The following is a 17,063-nucleotide window of genomic DNA, read 5'->3' as shown; positions in this document are numbered from 1 at the left end:
GATGTCTGATCGACTGTGTGAGGGACGGGTGTGCATCGTCACCGGCGGTGGTCGAGGGCTCGGGCGGGAGTACGCCCGGCGGCTCGCCGGGCACGGCGCCCAGGTCGTGGTGAACGATCTCGGCGGCGCTCGCGACGGCTCGGGCAGCGACGCGGGCCAGGCGCGCTCCGTCGTGGACGAGATCGTCGCCGCCGGCGGCCACGCGGTCGCCAACACCGACGACATCAGCACCTTCGCCGGTGCCGAGCGGATCGTGGCCCAGGCGATCGACGCCTTCGGCGGCCTCGACGTCGTCGTCAACAACGCCGGGATCCTGCGCGACCGCATGCTCTTCTCGATGACCGAAGAGGAGTGGGACGCGGTGGTCAGGGTGCACCTCAAGGGGACGTTCGCCACATCCCGCTTCGCCGCCGAGCACTGGCGCGACCGGGCCAAGGCGGGCCAGGCCAACGACGCCCGGATCATCAACACGACCTCCGTCGCCGGCCTCTACGCCAACCCCGGGCAGACCAACTACGGATCGGCCAAGGCGGGCATCGCCACGTTCACCCAGATCGCCGCCCAGGAGCTCGTCCGCTACGGGGTCACGGTCAACGCCGTCGCGCCCGGCGCGCTGACCCGCCTGACCGAGGACCTCGACCTTCCCGACGAGATGGTCCAGCGCTTCGATCCGCGCTGGGTGGCACCGGTCGTCGTCTGGCTGGCGTCACCTCGGTCGGCGGACGTCACCGGGCAGGTCATCGAATCGTCGGGCCTGGTGCTGGCGATCGCCGAGGGCTGGCGCCGCGGGCCGTCGAGCGAGAAGGTGCCGACCGAAGCCGCCGAGGTCGACGCCGCCGTGCGCGAGCTGTTGGCCGAGGCCACCCCCCGGACGACGATGGCCGACGTGTCCTGACGCCTCGTCAGGCGGCGTCCGGGGGTGTGCCGCTGCTCTGCTGGCCGAGCGACCGCGCCAACCGATCGACGAGGTGGACGATCTCGTGGGCGCAGCGGACGAAGGCGTCGGTCTCGCCGCCGCCGGGGTCGGCGACCTCCTCCCAGGACGCGAGCTCGACGGCTTCCAGACCGAGGGCAGCGATCCGGCCGGTCAGCGGCGTCGGCCCCGCGACCAGGTCACGGCACAGCCGCTTCAAGGTCGCCGTCCGAGGCGCTGCCGTGGGGTGCTCGCGACGCACCCACTCGACGTGCTCCGGCGCCAGCCCGATGATCAGATCGGCCACCACGAGATCGGCCCCGCCGGCCTGGTGGCTGCGGTGGCCGGCCGCCTCGAGCCCCACCGCGGCGAGCGCGGTCCGCGTGCGCGGTGACGGTACGAGGCCCTCGATCACCAACGTCCCGGCGGTCACCACCGGCACCTGCGGCAGGCGGGCGGCCAGCGCAGCGCCGGCGATCACCGACCGGGTGGCGTTGCCCGTGCAGAGGACGAGGACCGGCGCGGTCGAGGGGGTCACTTGAGGGCGGAGAAGAGGCCCGTCGGGAAGGCGCCGTAGGCCTGGCGCATGCCGGTGACCAGCTCGTCGGCCTCGAGGTAGCCGCCCGACCGGGACGTGTAGCGGTGCGCCGTCTGCTCCCAGCCCGCCATCCGGATCACGGTGTCGCCCTCGACGCGGAGGACCTGGCCGGTGAGCCAACCGGAGGCACCGGATGCGAGGTAGGCGACCAGACCCGACGTCGTCCGAGGGTGGAGCGGGTCGTAGCCGTCGTCGGACACGTTGGGCCCGGTGTCGGCCGAGATCGTGGCGGACATGCGGGTCAGGGCGACGGGCGACACGGCGTTGCACGTCACGTCGTAGCGGGCCATCTCCATGGCGGTGACCAGGGTGAGCGCGGCGATCCCCGCCTTGGCGGCCGCGTAGTTCGCCTGGCCGATGTTGCCCTTGAGCCCCGCCCCCGACGTGGTGTTGACGATCCGTCCCCGGCTGTCACCACCCGACTTGGCGACCGACCGCCAGTGGTCGCAGGCGTGCCTGGTCATCTGGAAGGTGCCCTTGAGGTGGACCGAGATCACCGCGTCGAAGTCGTCCTCGCTCATCGAGGTGATCATCCGATCGCGCAGGATCCCGGCGTTGTTCACCACCGCGTCGAGCCGTCCGTAGCGGTCGACGGTGTCACGGACCATCCGGGCGCACGCGGTCCAGTCGGCGACGGAGCCCTGGTCGGCCACGGCCTCACCACCGTTCTCGTGGATCTCGCGCACGACGGCATCGGCCGGGTCCTCGGAGGTCGTGCCGCCGTCGATGCCCACCCCGGGATCGACGACCACGACCCGGGCACCCTGCCGGGCGAGCTCGAGGCAGTGCTGGCGGCCGATGCCGCGGCCACCGCCGGTGACGATGCAGACGCGGCCTTCGCACAGTCGATCGGACATGGTCATACCTTAGAAGTTGACGCTATCGTCAAGCCACTGGTCGTTTGCGCCGGAAGGGGGGCCATGTCGGGCCGACAGGCCACCGAAATCGCGTGGGACGTACGGTCCGAGCCAGTGGTCGAGACCGTGACCGACAGCTCGGAGGCGGAGGCGTCGGCGCCCGCGTCACAGCTCGGGTGCTACGTGCTGCCGGGTGGCACCCGCTCGCCTCGCCGGGCGGTCGGCCAGGCCCGGGCCGCCGAGGCCCTGGGGCTGGGCACGGTGTGGATCGGTGAGCGCTACGACACCAAGGACCTGCCGTCGCTCGCCGGCGCCCTCAGCCAGGTCACCGACCGGGCCCGGATCGGGGCCGCGGTCACCCACGTCGGCACCCGGCACCCGATGGCCCTGGCGTCGATGGGTCAGACGCTGCAGGACCTCTCGGGCGGCCGGTTCCTGCTCGGCTTCGGCCGCTCGGCGTCGTGGCGGTGGCGGGCCTACGGGCTGGCCGAGCCGACGTCGCGGGTCCTGGCCGACACGGTCGACGTCCTCCGTCGCCTGTGGGCGGGCGACACGGTGAGCTACGACGGCCCGGCGGGCCACTTCCCGGAGCTGCGCCTCGGCGAGAGGCCCGACGTGCCACCGCCGCCCGTGCTGCTCGCCGCCGTCGGCCCGCGGACGCTGGCCGTCGCCGGACGGGCCTTCGACGGCGTGATCCTGCACCCGTTCCTGACGCCGGACGCGGTCGGCCGATCGGTCGCCGCGGTGCACGAGGCGGCTCGCGCCGCCGGCCGTGACCCGGCGGCCCTGCGCTGCTACGCCACGGTCGTGGTGGCGCCCGACCGCCCGGCCGGCGACGTCGCGGTGGCGGTGGGCGCCCGGGCCGCGGGGTACCTCCAGGTGGAGGGGCTCGGCGACGCGCTCGTGGGTGCCAACGGCTGGGACCCCGCCGCGCTGGCCCGGTATCGCAGCCAGCCGGCTCTGGCCGGCTTGGGCGGCCGTTCGGCCGCCAGGACATTGCGCCGCGCCGAGATGGTGGCGCTGGGCCGCACGCTGCCGGACCGTTGGTTGCCGTCCTCGTCGGCCGTCGGCGACGCCGCCGCGTGCGCCAGGCGGCTCGACGAGTACCTCGACGCGGGCGCCGACGAGCTCGTGCTCCACGGCAGCACGGCCGACGACCTCGCCGGCGTGGTCGCCGCGTTCGAGGACGGGCGGGCGGCGTGACCACGGCCCTGGACGACCCCGAGCGGGTGCGGGCCGCCCTGCGGGACTGGATCGCCGAGCGCCTGCCCGCCGACCGGCCGGCGGCCGTGCACGGCGTCGAGGTGTCGGAGCTGGCCTCGCCGGGCGCCGGCCAATCCAGCGAGACCGTGCTGTTCTCGGTCAGCTGGCGCGAGGGGAGACGGGATCGCACGGGCCGCTATGTGCTGCGCTGCCAGCCCCGGGCCAACCAGATCTTCCTCGACGCCGACGTCGGGCGCGAGTTCCGGGTCCTGCAGGCGCTGGGGGCCGGTTCCGGGGTCCCCGTGCCGCCCGTGCTGGGGGCGGAGCCCGACCCGGGGGTGCTCGGCGTGCCGTTCTTCGTGATGGCGAGGGTGGCCGGGACGGTCCCCCAGGGCAAGCCGTCGATCCACACCGTCGGCTGGCTGCCCACGCTCACCGCCGGCCGGCGGGCGCGCCTGTGGAGTGGCGCGCTCGACACGCTCGTCGCCGTCCATCGGGTCGACTGGCGGTCGGCCCATGCCTTCCTGCTCGAGCCCGACGGTGAAGAGACCGACCTCGCCGGCCACGTCGAGCGGCTGGCGCGCTGGTACCGGTGGGTGACCGGTGGGCGGGCGTTCCCGGTCACCGACGCGGCGCTGGAGCACGTCGTGGCCACCGCCCCGACGGTGTCGGCGGGCGAACCGGTGCTGGTCTGGGGCGATGCCCGCGTCGGGAACATGATCTTCCGCGACGACCTGTCGGTCGCAGCCGCCATCGACTGGGAGCTGGCGACGATCGGGCCCGCCGGCCTCGACCTCGGCCACTGGCTGTTCTTCGACCAGCTCCTCACCGAGGCGAGCGGCGTCGACCGACTGGCGGGGTTCCCCGACCGGGCCACCACCATCGCCCGCTACCGCGAGCGGTCCGGCCGCCCGGTCGACGACGTCGGCTGGTTCGAGACCCTGGCCGCGCTGTTCACGGCGACGACGGTGATCCGCCAGGCCGACATCGGGGTGGGGCAGGGACGGCTGGCGCCGGACACCCGGCTGGGCCACGACAACGCCATCACGCGGGTGCTCGCCCGCGACCTCGGCCTCCCCCTCCCGGAGCTGTCGCGGGACTGGCTGGCCCACCGCCACGCGATCCCGCCGATCCCTCCGAAGAGGGCCGCATGGACCTAGAGGTCTCGCCCGCCGACGCGACCTTCCACGACGAGGTGCGCACCTGGCTCCACGAGAACGCTCCGTCGGGACCGCGGCCGCGCGGGGGGACACCGATGCGCGAGTTCGACCTCGCCTGGCAGCGCACGCAGTGGGACGGCGGCTGGGCGGGCGTCAACTGGCCGGTCGAGAACGGCGGGCGGGGCCTGTCGCTGCTGCAGCAGGTCATCTGGTACGAGGAGTACGCGAAGCTCGGGCTCCCCGGCATCGACACCTGCTTCGTCGGCAACAGCCACGCCGGTCCGACCCTGATCGCCCGGGGGTCCGCAGCTCAGAGGACCACCCACCTCCCGCCGATCCTCCGCGGTGAGGTCGTCTGGGCGCAGGGCTTCTCGGAACCGGGGGCCGGATCCGACCTCGCCTCGCTCCAGACCCGGGCGACGGTCGACGGCGACCAGCTCGTGGTCACGGGCCAGAAGGTCTGGACCAGCTTCGCCGACCTCGCCGACTGGCAGGAGCTGCTGGTGCGCACCGACGGGGACGCGCCGAAGCACAAGGGCATCACGTGGGTGATCTGCGACATGCACAGCCCGGGCATCGAGGTCCGGCCGATCGCCACCATCGACGGCGAGCGCCACTTCGCCGAGGTGTTCTATGACGAGGTGCGGATCCCGCTCGCCAACGTCGTCGGCGACGTCGACGACGGTTGGAGCGTCGCGATGTCCACCCTGTCCTTCGAGCGCGGCACGGCGTTCACCGCCAGCCAGGTGAACCTGGCCGAGACCGTCGAGCACCTCATCGAGCTGGCCAGGGAACGGATCGGTCCGGACGGCCGGCGGCCGGCGATCGAGGACGACGAGATCGCCCGCCGGCTGGCCACCGCCCGCGCCGAGGTCGCCGCCCTCCGGGCGATGACCTACGCCGGTGTCTCGCGCAACGCGCGGCGGACCGAGCCCGGCCCCGAGGGCTCGATCCTGAAGCTCTTCTACGCCGAGACGGCGCAGCGCGTGTACCGGCTCGCCTTCGACATCATCGGGCGTGAGGGACTGCGCGGTGGTCCGGCCGGCGCGTCGCGGGACTGGCTCCACGACTACCTGCAGTCGTACTCGTTGTCCATCGCCGGGGGGACCTCCGAGATCATGCGCAACATCATCGGCGAGCGCGTGCTCGGGCTGCCCCGCTGAGGAAGGACCGTCGATGGACCTGCTTCCCTCTCCGGAACAAGACGAGATCGTCGCCGCGGTCGCGGCCCTGCTCGCCGCCGAGCTGCCCACCCCGCCCGCCGGCCCCGCGCCGGACCCGGCGGCGGGGCCCCCACCTCTCGACCGGGCGCTCTGGGCGAGGTGCGCGGGCCTGGGGTGGTTCGGCCTCGGCCTCGACCCGGCGGCGGGCGGCGTCGGCTACGGGCTGGCGGAGGAGGCGTTGGTGTTCCGGGAGGTCGGCCGGCACCTGGCGCCGGGGCCGTTCCTGCCGACCGTGCTGGGTGCCCGGGTCGCAGTGGCCGCCGGGGTCGCCGACATCGCGGGCGCCATCCTCGGCGGTGCGGCCGTCGTCGGCCTGGCCGAGCTGCGTGACGGTCGGTGCACCGCCGAGGAGGTGGCCGGCGAGCTCGACCTCTACGACTGCGCCGGGGCCGAGCTGGTGCTGGTCGCGACCCCGGAGGGCGCAGCCCTGGTGGAGCCGGCGGCGCTCGAGGCGATGGAGCCCGTCGCCTGCCTCGATCCCGGGACCGGCATGGCGACGGCGCGTGCCCCGCACGTCCGCCCGCTCGCCTGGGTGCCCGGCGAGGTCGAGCCGACCTTCCAGCGGGGCGCGGTGCTGGTGGCCGCCATGTTGAGCGGGGTGGCCGAGGCGGCGCGCGATCTGGGTGCGGGGCACGCCCGGGAGCGGATCCAGTTCGGCCGGCCGATCGGCGTGCACCAGGCGGTCAAGCATGCGTGCACCGACATGGCGGTGCGGGCCGAGGCCGCCGCGTGCCAGACGTTCCTCGCCGCCCTGACCGTCGAAGAGGGCCTGGACGACGCGGCGTTCCAGGTGGCGTCGGCCAAGGTCGTCGCCGGCGATGCCGCGCTGCGCAACGCCCGGGCGAACATCCAGGTGCACGGCGGGATGGGCTTCACGTGGGAGCACGGAGCCCACCGGTTGCTCAAGCGCGCCCACCTGCTCGGCCGGCTCTTCGGCGACCGCTACCACCACCTCGCCGACCTGGTCGCCCTGCCCGCGGCCCACTGACGGACGACGACGAGACGGAGGCCCTGCGTGCCCACCACGACAGCTGTGCCGATCGGCATCGAGCGGAACCTGCTCGCCGCGCCCCAGGTGGCTCGCGCGCGGGTGGACGTCTACTCGGGGGTGGCCCGCCTGGCCCGCACGGTGTGGGCCAGCGAGGTGCGCCCGGCCGGCACCCGGCCCGGTGCCGCGGTGATGATCTGCCACCCCTCGGCCAACTTCCTCGGCCACTACGCCCTGCCCGGCCTGGCGGCCCGGGGCCTGGCCGGCATCGGGCTCACCACCCGCTACGTCGGCAACGACACGGCGCTCATCATGGAGAACTGCCTGCTCGACATCGGCGCCATGGTGGGTCACCTGCGCGCCAGGGGTTACGAACGGGTCGTGGTCGTCGGCAACTCCGGCGGCGCATCGATCGTCCCCTACTACCAGGCGCAGGCCGAGTCACCGTCGGTGTCCGACCCGCCCGGGGGAGGGCCCGACCTCACCCGGGCCGAGCTACCCCCGGCCGACGCCGTCGCGCTGCTCAACGCCCACCCGTCGCGGGCCCGGCTCTGCACCGAATGGCTCGATCCGGCCATCGTCGACGAGCACCAGCCCTTCGAGCGCGACCCTGCGCTCGACATGTACGACCCGGGCAACGGCCCGCCCTACGGCCCCGAGTTCGTCGAGCGGTACCGGCGGGCCCAGCTCGACCGGAACCGGCGCATCTCGCGCTGGGCCGCGGCGCAGCTCCGGGCCGTGGAGGCCCCGGGGCACCGCCCGTCGGGCTTGGACGACCTGGCCTTCGTCGTGCCGGGCACGACGGCCGACCTGCGGATGCTCGACGGTGCGATCGATCCCAGCGACCGGAAGGTGGGCACGTCGTTGTGGGGGCCGCCGGCGGTGGCCAACCACCTCCCGGCGGGCATCGGGCGGTGCACGACGCTGCGGTCGTGGCTGAACCAGTGGTCGGTGGACCACTCGCTCGGCGACTCGCTCCGCTGGCTGCCCGAGGTCGAGGCCCCGGTCCTGGTGCTGTCGCCGACCGCGGACCCGACCGTCCTCCCGCACATGGGGCGCGAGATGTACGAGGCCGCGGTCAAGGCACCGCGCGAGATCGTCGAGCTGCAGGGGGCGACCCACTACTTCGAGGGCCGGCCCGACATCCTCGACCGGGCGCTCGACGCCCTGGCCGCATGGGTCGAGCGGGCCGTCGGCGGTGCGGCGTGAGCCGGCGGGTGGCGGTCGCCGGTGTGGCGCTGTCCGACGTCGGGCGGGTCGACGGTACCACGCCCTACGGGCTCGCCGCCCAGGCGTCCCGGCGGGCGCTGGCCGACGCCGGCCTCGTCCGCGCCGACATCGACGGCCTGTGCTCCACCGCGCTCGGCACGTTGGAGCCCATCGACGTGGGCGAGTACCTCGGCCTGCGACCACGGTGGCTCGACTCCACCAGCGTCGGGGGCGCGTCGTGGGAGGTCATGGCCGCGCACGCCGCCGACGCCATCGCGCAGGGCCATGCCGACGTGGTGCTGCTCACCTACGGATCGACCGCCCGCTCCGACCTCCGGCGGGGCCTGCGCACGGCCAACCTCGACTGGGGATCGCGTGGCCCGCAGCAGTGGGAGGCACCGTTCGGCATCAGCCTGATCTCGAAGTACGCCATGGCGGCGCGGCGGCACATGCACGAGTACGGCACGACCGTGGAGCAGCTCGCCGAGATCGCGGTGGCCGCCCGGGCCAACGCGGCGCTCAACCCCGAGGCCCAGGTGCGCGACCCCATCACGGTCCACGACGTGCTGGCCGGACCGGTGATCGCCGACCCCTTCACCAAGCTGCAGTGCTGCCTGCGCTCCGACGGCGGCGCGGCGGCGGTGCTCGTCGCCGACGACCGGGTGACGGACCTCGCCAAGCCCCCGGTCTGGGTGCTCGGGACGGGCGAGCACGCCTCCCACGTGTCGCTCGGCCAGTGGTCCGACTACACGAGCGGGCCCGCGGCGGTGTCGGGGCGGCTGGCGTTCGAGCGAGCGGGGGTGACCCCTGACGAGATCGACGTCGCCGAGCTGTACGACGCCTTCACCTCCATGTTGCTGATCACGCTGGAGGACCTGGGGTTCTGCGCGCCGGGTGAGGCCGGGTCCTTCGTCGAGGGAGGCCGCCTGCGCGTCGACGGCGAGCTGCCGACCAACACCGACGGCGGCGGCCTCAGTGCCTGCCACCCCGGCCAGCGCGGGCTGTTCCTGCTCGTCGAGGCGGTGCGCCAGCTGCGGGGCGAGGCCGGCGAGCGCCAGGTGCCCGACGCCCGGCTGGCCTGTGTCAGCGGCACCGGCGGGTGGTTCTGCTCGTGCGGCACGATGATCCTGGGCGCCGACTGATGCCGCCGGCGTCGGACCCGGTCGAATCCCCGTTGCGGGGCAGCTTCGCGACGCTCGGGGAGGCGATGGAGGCCGCCGCGGTCCAGCTCCGTGACCACGAGGCCTACGTGGAGGACGGACGGCGGATCACGTTCGGCAACTGGATCGGGGCCGCCGATGCCCTGGCGGCCACGCTGGCCGAGCGGGGCGTCCGGGCAGGCGACGTGGTCGCCCTGATGCTGCCGCCCTGCATCGACTACGCCGTCTGCTACGCCGCCGCCGTCCGGATGGGAGCGGTGGTCACCGGCATCAACACCCGGCTCGGGCCCCGCGAGGTCGCCGCCATCGTGGACCGGGCCGAGCCGGTGCTGGTCATCCGCGACGAGCAGCTGCCCCTCGCCCGGCTGCCGGCGCACGCGCCGGTCATGGCCCGGGCCGACCTCGCCGCAGCGTGCGCCGGGCCGGTCCTGCCGGCCCGGCCGGCGAGCGCCCGGCCCGACGACCCCGTCGTGATCATCTGGACCAGCGGCACGACCGGCCTCCCCAGAGGCGCGTGGTTCGACCACCCGGCCCTGCACGCTGCGGTGGACTCGGCCGGCGTGCTCAGCCGACCCTTCGACCGCCGCCTGTCGTCGACGCCGTTCGCACATGCCGGCTACATGGCCAAGGTCTGGGAGCAGCTGGCGTGGGCCACGACCATCGTGATCAGCCCGACGCCCTGGTCGGCCGACGACACGGTGCGGCTGCTCGACCACGAGCGGATCACCGTGGCGGGCGCGGTGCCGACCCAGTGGGCCAAGGCCCTCGACCATCCGCAGCTTGCCCAGGCCGACCGCTCCCAGCTGCGACTGTGCGTGACGGCGACCGCCCCGCCGACGCCCGAGCTGGTCGAGCGGATGGCCGTGCAGCTGGGCTGCCCGGCGGTGGTGCGCTACGCCATGACCGAGGCCCCGTCGATCACCGGCACCGAACCCGGCGACCCTCCCGACGCGCTGTTCCACAGCGTCGGCCGTCCCCAGGCCGGGGTGGAGGTCGACCTGAGGGACGGCGCCGGTCGGCCGGTGCCGGCAGGGGAGGCCGGCAGGGTGCACGTGCGCTCAGCCGGTGCGATGCGCGGGTACTGGCGCGACGAGGAGCACACCGCCGAGGTGCTCGGCGCCGACGGATGGTTGCGCAGCGGCGACGTCGGCCGCTGGGACGCCGACGGGAACCTCGTGCTCGTCGGGCGAGCGTCCGACATGTACATCCGGGGCGGCTACAACGTGTACCCGCTCGAGGTCGAGAACGTGCTGGTCGAGCACCCGGCCGTCGCCGGTGCCAGCGTGGTCGGCGTCATGGCGCCGGTCATCGGCGAGATCGGCGTCGCCTTCGTCGTCCCCGACGCCCACGCCCCACAGCCGCAGGCGACCGAGCTGCAGGCCTGGTGCCGCCGCCACCTCACCGACTACAAGGTGCCCGACGAGGTGGTCTTCGTCGACGCGCTGCCGTTGACCGCCATGCTCAAGGTCGACAAGGCCGCGCTGCGGGCCATGGCCGACGCGCCCGGCGGCTGAGCCCGCTCAACCCGGTGCCGGCCGGAACACCGGTGCGGTGATGTCCGGCGTGAGCTCCCGGAAGCCCACCTCGACCGCCATGCCGATCCGCAGGTCGGCGGGGTCGCAGTCGACGACGTTGGTCATGACCCGGGGGCCCTCCTCGAGGTCGACGGCGGCGACGACGTAGGGCACGCGTGCCGCGAAGGGCGGGAGGTCGTTCACGTGGACCGTCGAGTGGGTGTAGAGCGTCGCCCGCCCGCTCGCCTCCTCCCAGACGACGTCCTCGCTCCAACACGACGGGCAGAAGGGCCGGGGGTAGTGGTGCGCCAGCCCGCACGCGTCGCAGCGGCGGATGAGGAGACGACCCTCGCGGGCCGCGTCCCAGAACGGCCGGCTCTCGGCCTCGATCGTGGGGAGGTCGAAGCGGGGGCCGTCAGCCATCTCGGTGGTCACCGTCATCGATCGTCCCTCCTGCGCGCCCCGTCGCGTCCGTCGGGCAGGGCACACCGAAGCTAGGTGACCGCCCGGCGGTGCCACAGGTCGGAGGGGCCGTCGACACGGCGTCGACACACGTCGCCGTCAGCGCAACCAGGGCTCGGTGTACTGGGCGTCGCGGGCGGCCTTCATCCCGGCCGTGCCCTCACGGTCGATGATGTCGCGGAAGGTCCGGCCGTCGGGAGCCCTCGCGCTGGCGCTGTCGCCGAGGGTGATCGCGTCGCGGGCGTCGCCCGTGGTGCGGCCGGCTGCATCCCCGGCCGCCTCCGCGATGGCGTCGACGGTGCGCTTGTTGAGCAGCAACGCCTCGCGCGGGAGGCGGGTGAGCCGCCGGCACAGGTCGCGGGCCCGCTCGACGAGCTCGTCGTCGCGCTCGACGGTGAGGACGAGGCCGATCTCCCGAGCCCGGGATGCGTCGATCAGCTCGCCGGTGAGGATCAGGAACTTGGCCCACTGGCGGCCGACGATCGACACCAGGGGGCTGGCCCCGACCAGCCCGATGCGCCCTTCGGGGACGCCGAACCTCGCGCCCTCGGCGGCGATGACCAGGTCGCAGCAGGTGACGAGCTGGAGGCCCGCCCCGAGGCAGTACCCGTGGACCGCCGCCACCACCGGCAGCCGCGCCCCGCGGAGCCGGCGGTGGAACGTCTCCACCCGTTCGAGGAACTCGTTCTGCTCGTAGGCGGTGTCACGGCGTGCGTTGCCGGTCAGGTCGCCACCCGCGGAGAACGCCGAACCGGAGCCCTTCAGCAGCACGCAGCCGATGTCAGGATCGTCCTCGGCGTCGCGCAGGGCCCAGAGGATCTGGTCGCGCGTACCGCCCGCCCGCGCCGAGATGGGGTTGAGCTGGGCCGGACGGTCGAGGGTGATCTCGGCCACACCGTCGGCCTTCTCGTAGCTGATCTCGTCGAGCTCCATGGGCTCCTCCCGGGAGGCCAGTTCTAGCTCTCGCAGCGGACACGGTGCTGAAAGGGGACCGGCTCTAGCGTGCGGAGCCTGTGGAACGGTCGAACCTGACCCGCCTGATGTCGCCCGCCACCGTCGCCGTGGTCGGCGCGAGCGAGAGGCTCGGCATGTCCGACAACGCGGTGCTGCCGATGCTCGAGGCCGGGGTCGAGGTGCAGCTCGTCAACCCCAACCGCGACACGGTGTACGGCCGGCCGGCGGCGCCGAGCCTGTCGTCGCTGGGAGGTCCGGTGGACGCCGTGCTGGCGCTGGTGAGCGCCGAACGGTGCGTCGACGTGGTGGCCGAGGCCGCCGCGCTGGGCTGCGGCGGCGTGGTCGTGGCCGCGGGAGGGTTCGCCGAGCTGGGCGCCCGCGGCCGTGCCCTCGAGGACCGCCTGGTGGCGGCGGCCGGCCCCGACCTGGCGATCGTCGGCCCGAACTGCAGCGGCTTCCTGAACGTGCCCCAGCGGGTCAACCTGTTCACCGGGGGGCGCATCTCGCTCCGGCCGGGTGGGGTCGCGGTCGTCTCGCAGAGCGGCTTCCTCGTCCGGTCGTCGCTGGCCGCGGGACGTGAGCGCCAACTCGGTTTCAGCTTCGCCGTGTCGTCGGGCAACGAAGCGGTGTGCGGGCTCGCCGACTACCTGGACGTCCTGGCCGAAGATCCGGAGACGCGGGTGATCTGCCTGGTGATCGAGAAGGTCCGCGCCCCCGAGCGGTTCTTCGCCGCGGTGGACCGGGTGCGGCGCGCCGGCAAGGCGGTGATCGCGTTCAAGCTCGGGCGCACCGCGCAGTCGCGCGAGATCATGCGCTCCCACACCGGCGCGATCGCCGACGAGAGCTGGGTCTACGACGTGGTCCTGCGGCAGGCCGGCGTGCTCACGGCCGGCGATGTCGACGAGATGCTCGACATGGCGCAGCTGCTGGCCCAGCTGCCGCCCGAGCGGTGGCGTCCCCTGCGGGGTGTGGCGGTCGTCGCCTCCTCCGGTGGGGTGGCCGGCGTCGCGGCCGATGTGGCCACGGCGGAAGGCGTGGACCTGCCGTCGCTGGACGAGCTCGATCCGTGGGTCCGTGAGAAGGTGCCGGGCGACGGGGCCCCGAACCCGCTCGACATGACCGGGTTCGTCATGCGCGACCGGGATCTGTTGGAGGAGCTGTTCGAACGGTACGCGCAGGCCGACGCCGTCGATGCGCTGGTGCTGTGCTGGTGGGCGGGGGAGGGCGACGAGGCCTGGAGCCGGACCCTGCTCGAACCGTTCGCGGCGGTCGCGGCCCGGGCATCGATACCGCTGATCGTCACCCCGGTGGAGGCCACCGCGCTCGGCGACTGGACCGTCGACCTCCGCAAGGAGGGTGTCGCGTTCTGCCGTGGCCTGCGGTCGACCTACCGCGCCCTCCGCGCCCTCGACCAGGTGGCCGGCGCGGCACCGCCCGGCCTCGGTGCCCGGGTGACCGCCCCCGTTCGGGCGGCCGGGGCGTCGGCGACGGCGCTGCCCGAGCTGATCGAGACCCCGGCGGGCCCCATCGTCCCGTTCGGGGCCGCGCTACGGATGCTCGAGGACGTCGGCATCCCCGTGGCGCCGTACCGGATCCTCGAGCCGGGGACCGAGGCCGCTGCCGGGCTCCACGAGCTGGGCGATCGGCTCGTGGTCAAGCTGGCCGACGTCCCGCACCGCACCGAGCTCGACGCGGTGCGGACGGACGTGGCGGCCGAGGACGTCGCCACCGTCGCGCGCCACCTGCGGGACATCGCGCACGCCCACCAGGTGCCGCCCACGGTCGTGGTGCAGGCCAGGGTCGAAGGCCACGGCGAGGCCTTCGTCGGGTTGCACGCCCGAGCCGACCTGGGCCCGATCGTCCTGTTCGGTGGGGGCGGGGTGCTGCTCGAGGTCACCCGGCGGGTGGGGGGCCGGCTGCTGCCACTGGCACCCGGCGACGCTGCGGCGCTGGTGGCCGAGGTCGCCGGCGAGGCCCTGTTCGATCGGCTCCGCGGCCAGCAGACGTGGGTGGCCCCACCCCTGGTCGAAGCGGTCGAGGCGGTGGCGGAGCTCTGGCGGCGCACGAGTGGGTGGCTCGACACGGCCGACCTCAACCCCCTGATCGTCACCGGGCAGGGCGTTGTCGCCGTCGACGCCCTCCTCGTCGCCACCCGGCGCTGACCCGCCACCGGTGCCCTGACCACCGACGCCAGGTAGAGTGTTGACACTTCCGTCAGGTTCGTCGGCGACGCTCCTGCCGGAGACGTCGAGCGAGTCGGTGGCGATCGAGGGGGGTAGCCGTGGCGACCAGCGCACGCGTACTCGAGGTGGCCGGCCGGCCGGCGACGCCCACCGAGCTGCGGCGAGAGGTGGCACCCGAGCAGCCCGTGCTCCTCGTCGGTCCGAGCGCCGTGTGGGACTCGACCGGCGTCGTGGCGTGGATGGACGCCCGGGGTTGGTCGTGGACCAGCGCCGAGGGCCCGGAACGGGCCCGTTGGCTGGCCTCGATCCAGAAGGTCTCCCTCGTCTTCGTGGCCGGCGACGAGGCGACCGTGTGGTCGGTCGTCGAGGCCACGAGGCCGGTCACCATGGCGCCGATGGTGGTCCTGGCCAACCCCTCGGCGCGCAGCGTGGTGTCGCTGCTCGGCGCGGGGGTCGACGGCGTCGTCGATCCCTCGAGTGGCGCCGAGGAGGTGTTCGCCCGTGTGGTCGCCCTGCTGCGGCGCTCCGACCACGGCTGGGGACGCGGCGTTCGCTACCTCAGTGCGGCCGGCCTGCAGGTCGACCTCTGGTCGCAGGAGTGCGAGCTCGACGGCGGTCGCCTCCACCTGTCGCCGACGGAGTACGCGCTGCTGACGTTCCTGATGACCCATCCCCAGCAGGCCCTGACGACCCACACCATCGTGCGGCGGGTGTGGAGCTGGTTCCCCTCCGACGGCCGGAACACCCTGCGGATCTTCGTCAACCGCCTGCGCCGCAAGCTCGGCGACGACCCCCGCGACCCCCGCTTCATCGCGCTGGTGCGCGGCACCGGCTATCGGTTCATCCGCAACGTCACCGAGATGGGTGACGAGGCCGAGCCCGTGGTCGAGGGCACCGACGTCGCGCCGTTGCTGCAGGCGCTCGAGGAGCTGGCCACCGGGCTGCAGGGCTGCGACGACATCGCCGCCGCCGCCGAGTGCCTGCTCGACGGGCTCGACACCACCGGCTACGCGGACGGCATGGCCCTGTTCCGCGTCGCTGGCGCGCAGATGCAGCTCGTCGTCGCCAAGAAGATGCCGGCCGAGTGGCTGGCCAGCGTCGAGACCGGCGTGCCGCTGAAACCCTCGTTCGCCAGTGCCCAGAGCGTGCTCGGCCGCGAGGTGGTGCAGTTCGGTGACATCGGCCAGATGGCGGAGAGCTACGGGGCCAGCGCCGGGCTGCTGGCCGCGGCCGGGCAGCACGCGTGCCTGTTCCTCCCGATCGTCTGCGACAACCAGGTCTGGGGTCATCTGGGCCTGTGCCGGCGGGCTCGCCAACCGTTCGACCCGGTGGGGACGTCGTTCGTCCGCACCGCCTGCGCCGTGTTCGCCCTGGCGGTCGACGACATCGAGCGGACACGGCCAGCCACCTAGCGTCGGGACCATGCCGGCACCCGACGACATCACCACGTTCACGGCGTTCACCGCGACCGCGGGAGAGGACGGCGCCGTCGAACGGGCCGTCACCACGCTGGCGCTCGACGACCTACCCCCGGACGGTGTGCTGATCGCGGTGGAGTGGTCGAGCGTCAACTACAAGGATGCCCTGGCCACCACGGCCAAGGGCGGCGTGGCCAGGATCTCGCCGCTGGTCCCGGGCATCGACCTGGCCGGCACGGTGGTCGACCCCGCCGGCAGCGGGCTGGCGGTCGGTGCCCCGGTCATCGCCCACGGCTACGACCTCGGTGTGGCGCGCCACGGCGGCCACGCGGCGCGAGCCCGGGTCCCCGCCGAGTGGATCGTCCCGCTGCCGGACGGCCTCGACCTGCGCTCGGCGATGGTCATCGGCACGGCGGGCTTCACCGCGGCGCTGTCGGTGGTCGCCCTGGAGGAGCGGGGCCTGACCGCGGCGGACGGGCCGGTGCTGGTGACCGGCGCGACCGGCGGCGTCGGCAGCATGGCCGTCGGCATCCTCGGGACGCGCGGCTACGAGGTGGTGGCCAGCACCGGCAAGGCCGATGCCGAGCCCTACCTGCGCTCGCTCGGGGCCACGGCCGTGATCCCCCGGGACGAGCTGTCGGCCGAGGGCGGCAAGCCGCTCGCCGCGATGCAGTGGGCCGCGGCGGTCGACTGCGTCGGCGGGACGACGCTGGCCAACGTGCTCGCCAGGATCCGCTATGGCGGCGCGGTCGCGGCGAGCGGGCTGACCGGCGGCGCCGGGCTGTCGACGACGGTCCTGCCCTTCATCCTCCGTGGCGTCGCCCTTCTCGGGGTCGACTCGGTGCAGACCCCGATCGCCCGCCGTCGTGCCGTCTGGCAACGCCTCGGTGGCGACCTCGAACCGTCGGGGCTCGCGGAGATCGGCCACGACGTCTCCCTCGCGGGCCTGCCGGACGTGCTCGACGCGATCCTGCGCGGCGAGGTGACCGGCCGGGTCGTGGTCGACACGCGCCCGACCTAGCGCGCCAATGCCGTTCAGTTTGGGGTTTCGGTGGTGGTGGTGGTGGTGGGTGTGCCGGTTGGTGCCGGTCTGTGTCCTGGTTCGGGACTGGTAGCGCCGCTTGTGGCGGTTTGCATCTCGAGAGGATGGGGTGCGAGAGGGCCGGACTGGAGTCGATGTTCGCTGCTCAACGGGTCCGTCGCGTCGCCATGGTCGATGAC

15 protein-coding genes are annotated in these 17,063 nt (G+C 73.9%); 11 read left to right on the top strand and 4 right to left on the bottom strand.

Annotated features, from left to right (window positions below):
* The first annotated feature begins 1 nt into the window (after position 1).
* Positions 2-895 carry an SDR family oxidoreductase gene (locus VK611_18165; GenBank protein HMG43262.1) on the top strand — a complete coding sequence of 298 codons (894 nt, stop codon included), beginning with the start codon at positions 2-4 and terminating at the stop codon, positions 893-895.
* A gap of 7 nt (positions 896-902) precedes the next feature.
* Here the strand turns inward: VK611_18165 and VK611_18160 are convergent, their stop codons facing one another.
* Positions 903-1,451 (bottom strand): hypothetical protein, encoded by a 549-nt coding sequence (locus VK611_18160; GenBank protein ID HMG43261.1) that lies wholly within the window; start codon positions 1,449-1,451, stop codon positions 903-905.
* Positions 1,448-2,368: an SDR family NAD(P)-dependent oxidoreductase gene (locus VK611_18155; GenBank protein HMG43260.1), complete on the bottom strand. Its 921-nt coding sequence runs from the start codon at positions 2,366-2,368 to the stop codon at positions 1,448-1,450. Before VK611_18155 ends, VK611_18160 begins: the two co-directional genes overlap by 4 nt.
* A 114-nt stretch (positions 2,369-2,482) precedes the next feature.
* On the opposite strand from VK611_18155, the gene VK611_18150 reads away from it, so the two are divergent.
* The 7 genes from VK611_18150 to VK611_18120 are packed head-to-tail and all read left to right on the top strand — an operon-like array spanning position 2,483 to position 10,825.
* A complete protein-coding gene (locus VK611_18150) occupies positions 2,483-3,571 on the top strand; it encodes a TIGR03857 family LLM class F420-dependent oxidoreductase (protein HMG43259.1) in 1,089 nt (362 codons plus the stop codon).
* Positions 3,568-4,731, top strand: coding sequence for a phosphotransferase family protein (locus VK611_18145; GenBank protein HMG43258.1), 1,164 nt, complete (start codon positions 3,568-3,570; stop codon positions 4,729-4,731). The genes VK611_18150 and VK611_18145 overlap by 4 nt, the downstream gene beginning before the upstream one ends.
* Complete coding sequence (locus VK611_18140) at positions 4,722-5,894, top strand: acyl-CoA dehydrogenase family protein (GenBank protein ID HMG43257.1); 1,173 nt, start codon at positions 4,722-4,724, stop codon at positions 5,892-5,894. Before VK611_18145 ends, VK611_18140 begins: the two co-directional genes overlap by 10 nt.
* A gap of 13 nt (positions 5,895-5,907) precedes the next feature.
* Positions 5,908-6,942, top strand: coding sequence for an acyl-CoA dehydrogenase family protein (locus VK611_18135; GenBank protein ID HMG43256.1), 1,035 nt, complete (start codon positions 5,908-5,910; stop codon positions 6,940-6,942).
* 27 nt (positions 6,943-6,969) lie between these two features.
* Entirely contained in the window at positions 6,970-8,151 is a 1,182-nt protein-coding gene (locus VK611_18130; GenBank protein ID HMG43255.1) for an alpha/beta hydrolase, read from the top strand.
* A complete protein-coding gene (locus tag VK611_18125; protein HMG43254.1) occupies positions 8,148-9,293 on the top strand; it encodes an acetyl-CoA acetyltransferase in 1,146 nt (381 codons plus the stop codon). The genes VK611_18130 and VK611_18125 overlap by 4 nt, the downstream gene beginning before the upstream one ends.
* Positions 9,293-10,825 carry an AMP-binding protein gene (locus VK611_18120; protein HMG43253.1) on the top strand — a complete coding sequence of 511 codons (1,533 nt, stop codon included), beginning with the start codon at positions 9,293-9,295 and terminating at the stop codon, positions 10,823-10,825. The genes VK611_18125 and VK611_18120 overlap by 1 nt, the downstream gene beginning before the upstream one ends.
* A gap of 6 nt (positions 10,826-10,831) precedes the next feature.
* Here VK611_18120 and VK611_18115 read toward each other — a convergent pair whose 3' ends face one another.
* Together VK611_18115 and VK611_18110 are read right to left on the bottom strand one after the other, a co-directional pair.
* Entirely contained in the window at positions 10,832-11,266 is a 435-nt protein-coding gene (locus VK611_18115; protein ID HMG43252.1) for a Zn-ribbon domain-containing OB-fold protein, read from the bottom strand.
* A gap of 120 nt (positions 11,267-11,386) precedes the next feature.
* A complete protein-coding gene (locus VK611_18110) occupies positions 11,387-12,220 on the bottom strand; it encodes an enoyl-CoA hydratase/isomerase family protein (protein HMG43251.1) in 834 nt (277 codons plus the stop codon).
* 80 nt (positions 12,221-12,300) lie between these two features.
* Here VK611_18110 and VK611_18105 point away from each other — a divergent pair, with 80 nt between their 5' ends.
* The 3 genes from VK611_18105 (at position 12,301) to VK611_18095 (ending at position 16,863) form a co-directional block, all read left to right on the top strand.
* On the top strand, positions 12,301-14,403 hold the full coding sequence (locus tag VK611_18105) for an acetate--CoA ligase family protein (GenBank protein ID HMG43250.1): 2,103 nt from the start codon (positions 12,301-12,303) through the stop codon (positions 14,401-14,403).
* Positions 14,404-14,522: 119 nt separating this feature from the next.
* Complete coding sequence (locus VK611_18100) at positions 14,523-15,836, top strand: response regulator transcription factor (protein HMG43249.1); 1,314 nt, start codon at positions 14,523-14,525, stop codon at positions 15,834-15,836.
* Positions 15,837-15,846: 10 nt separating this feature from the next.
* Positions 15,847-16,863 (top strand): acryloyl-CoA reductase, encoded by a 1,017-nt coding sequence (locus tag VK611_18095; GenBank protein HMG43248.1) that lies wholly within the window; start codon positions 15,847-15,849, stop codon positions 16,861-16,863.
* Positions 16,864-17,063 lie beyond the last annotated feature (200 nt).

This window comes from Acidimicrobiales bacterium (assembly GCA_035316325.1).
Lineage (GTDB): Bacteria > Actinomycetota > Acidimicrobiia > Acidimicrobiales > VFJN01 > DASXTK01.
The sequence above is the reverse complement of the archived record's forward strand: the minus strand, read 5'-3'. Positions and strand labels throughout refer to the sequence as shown.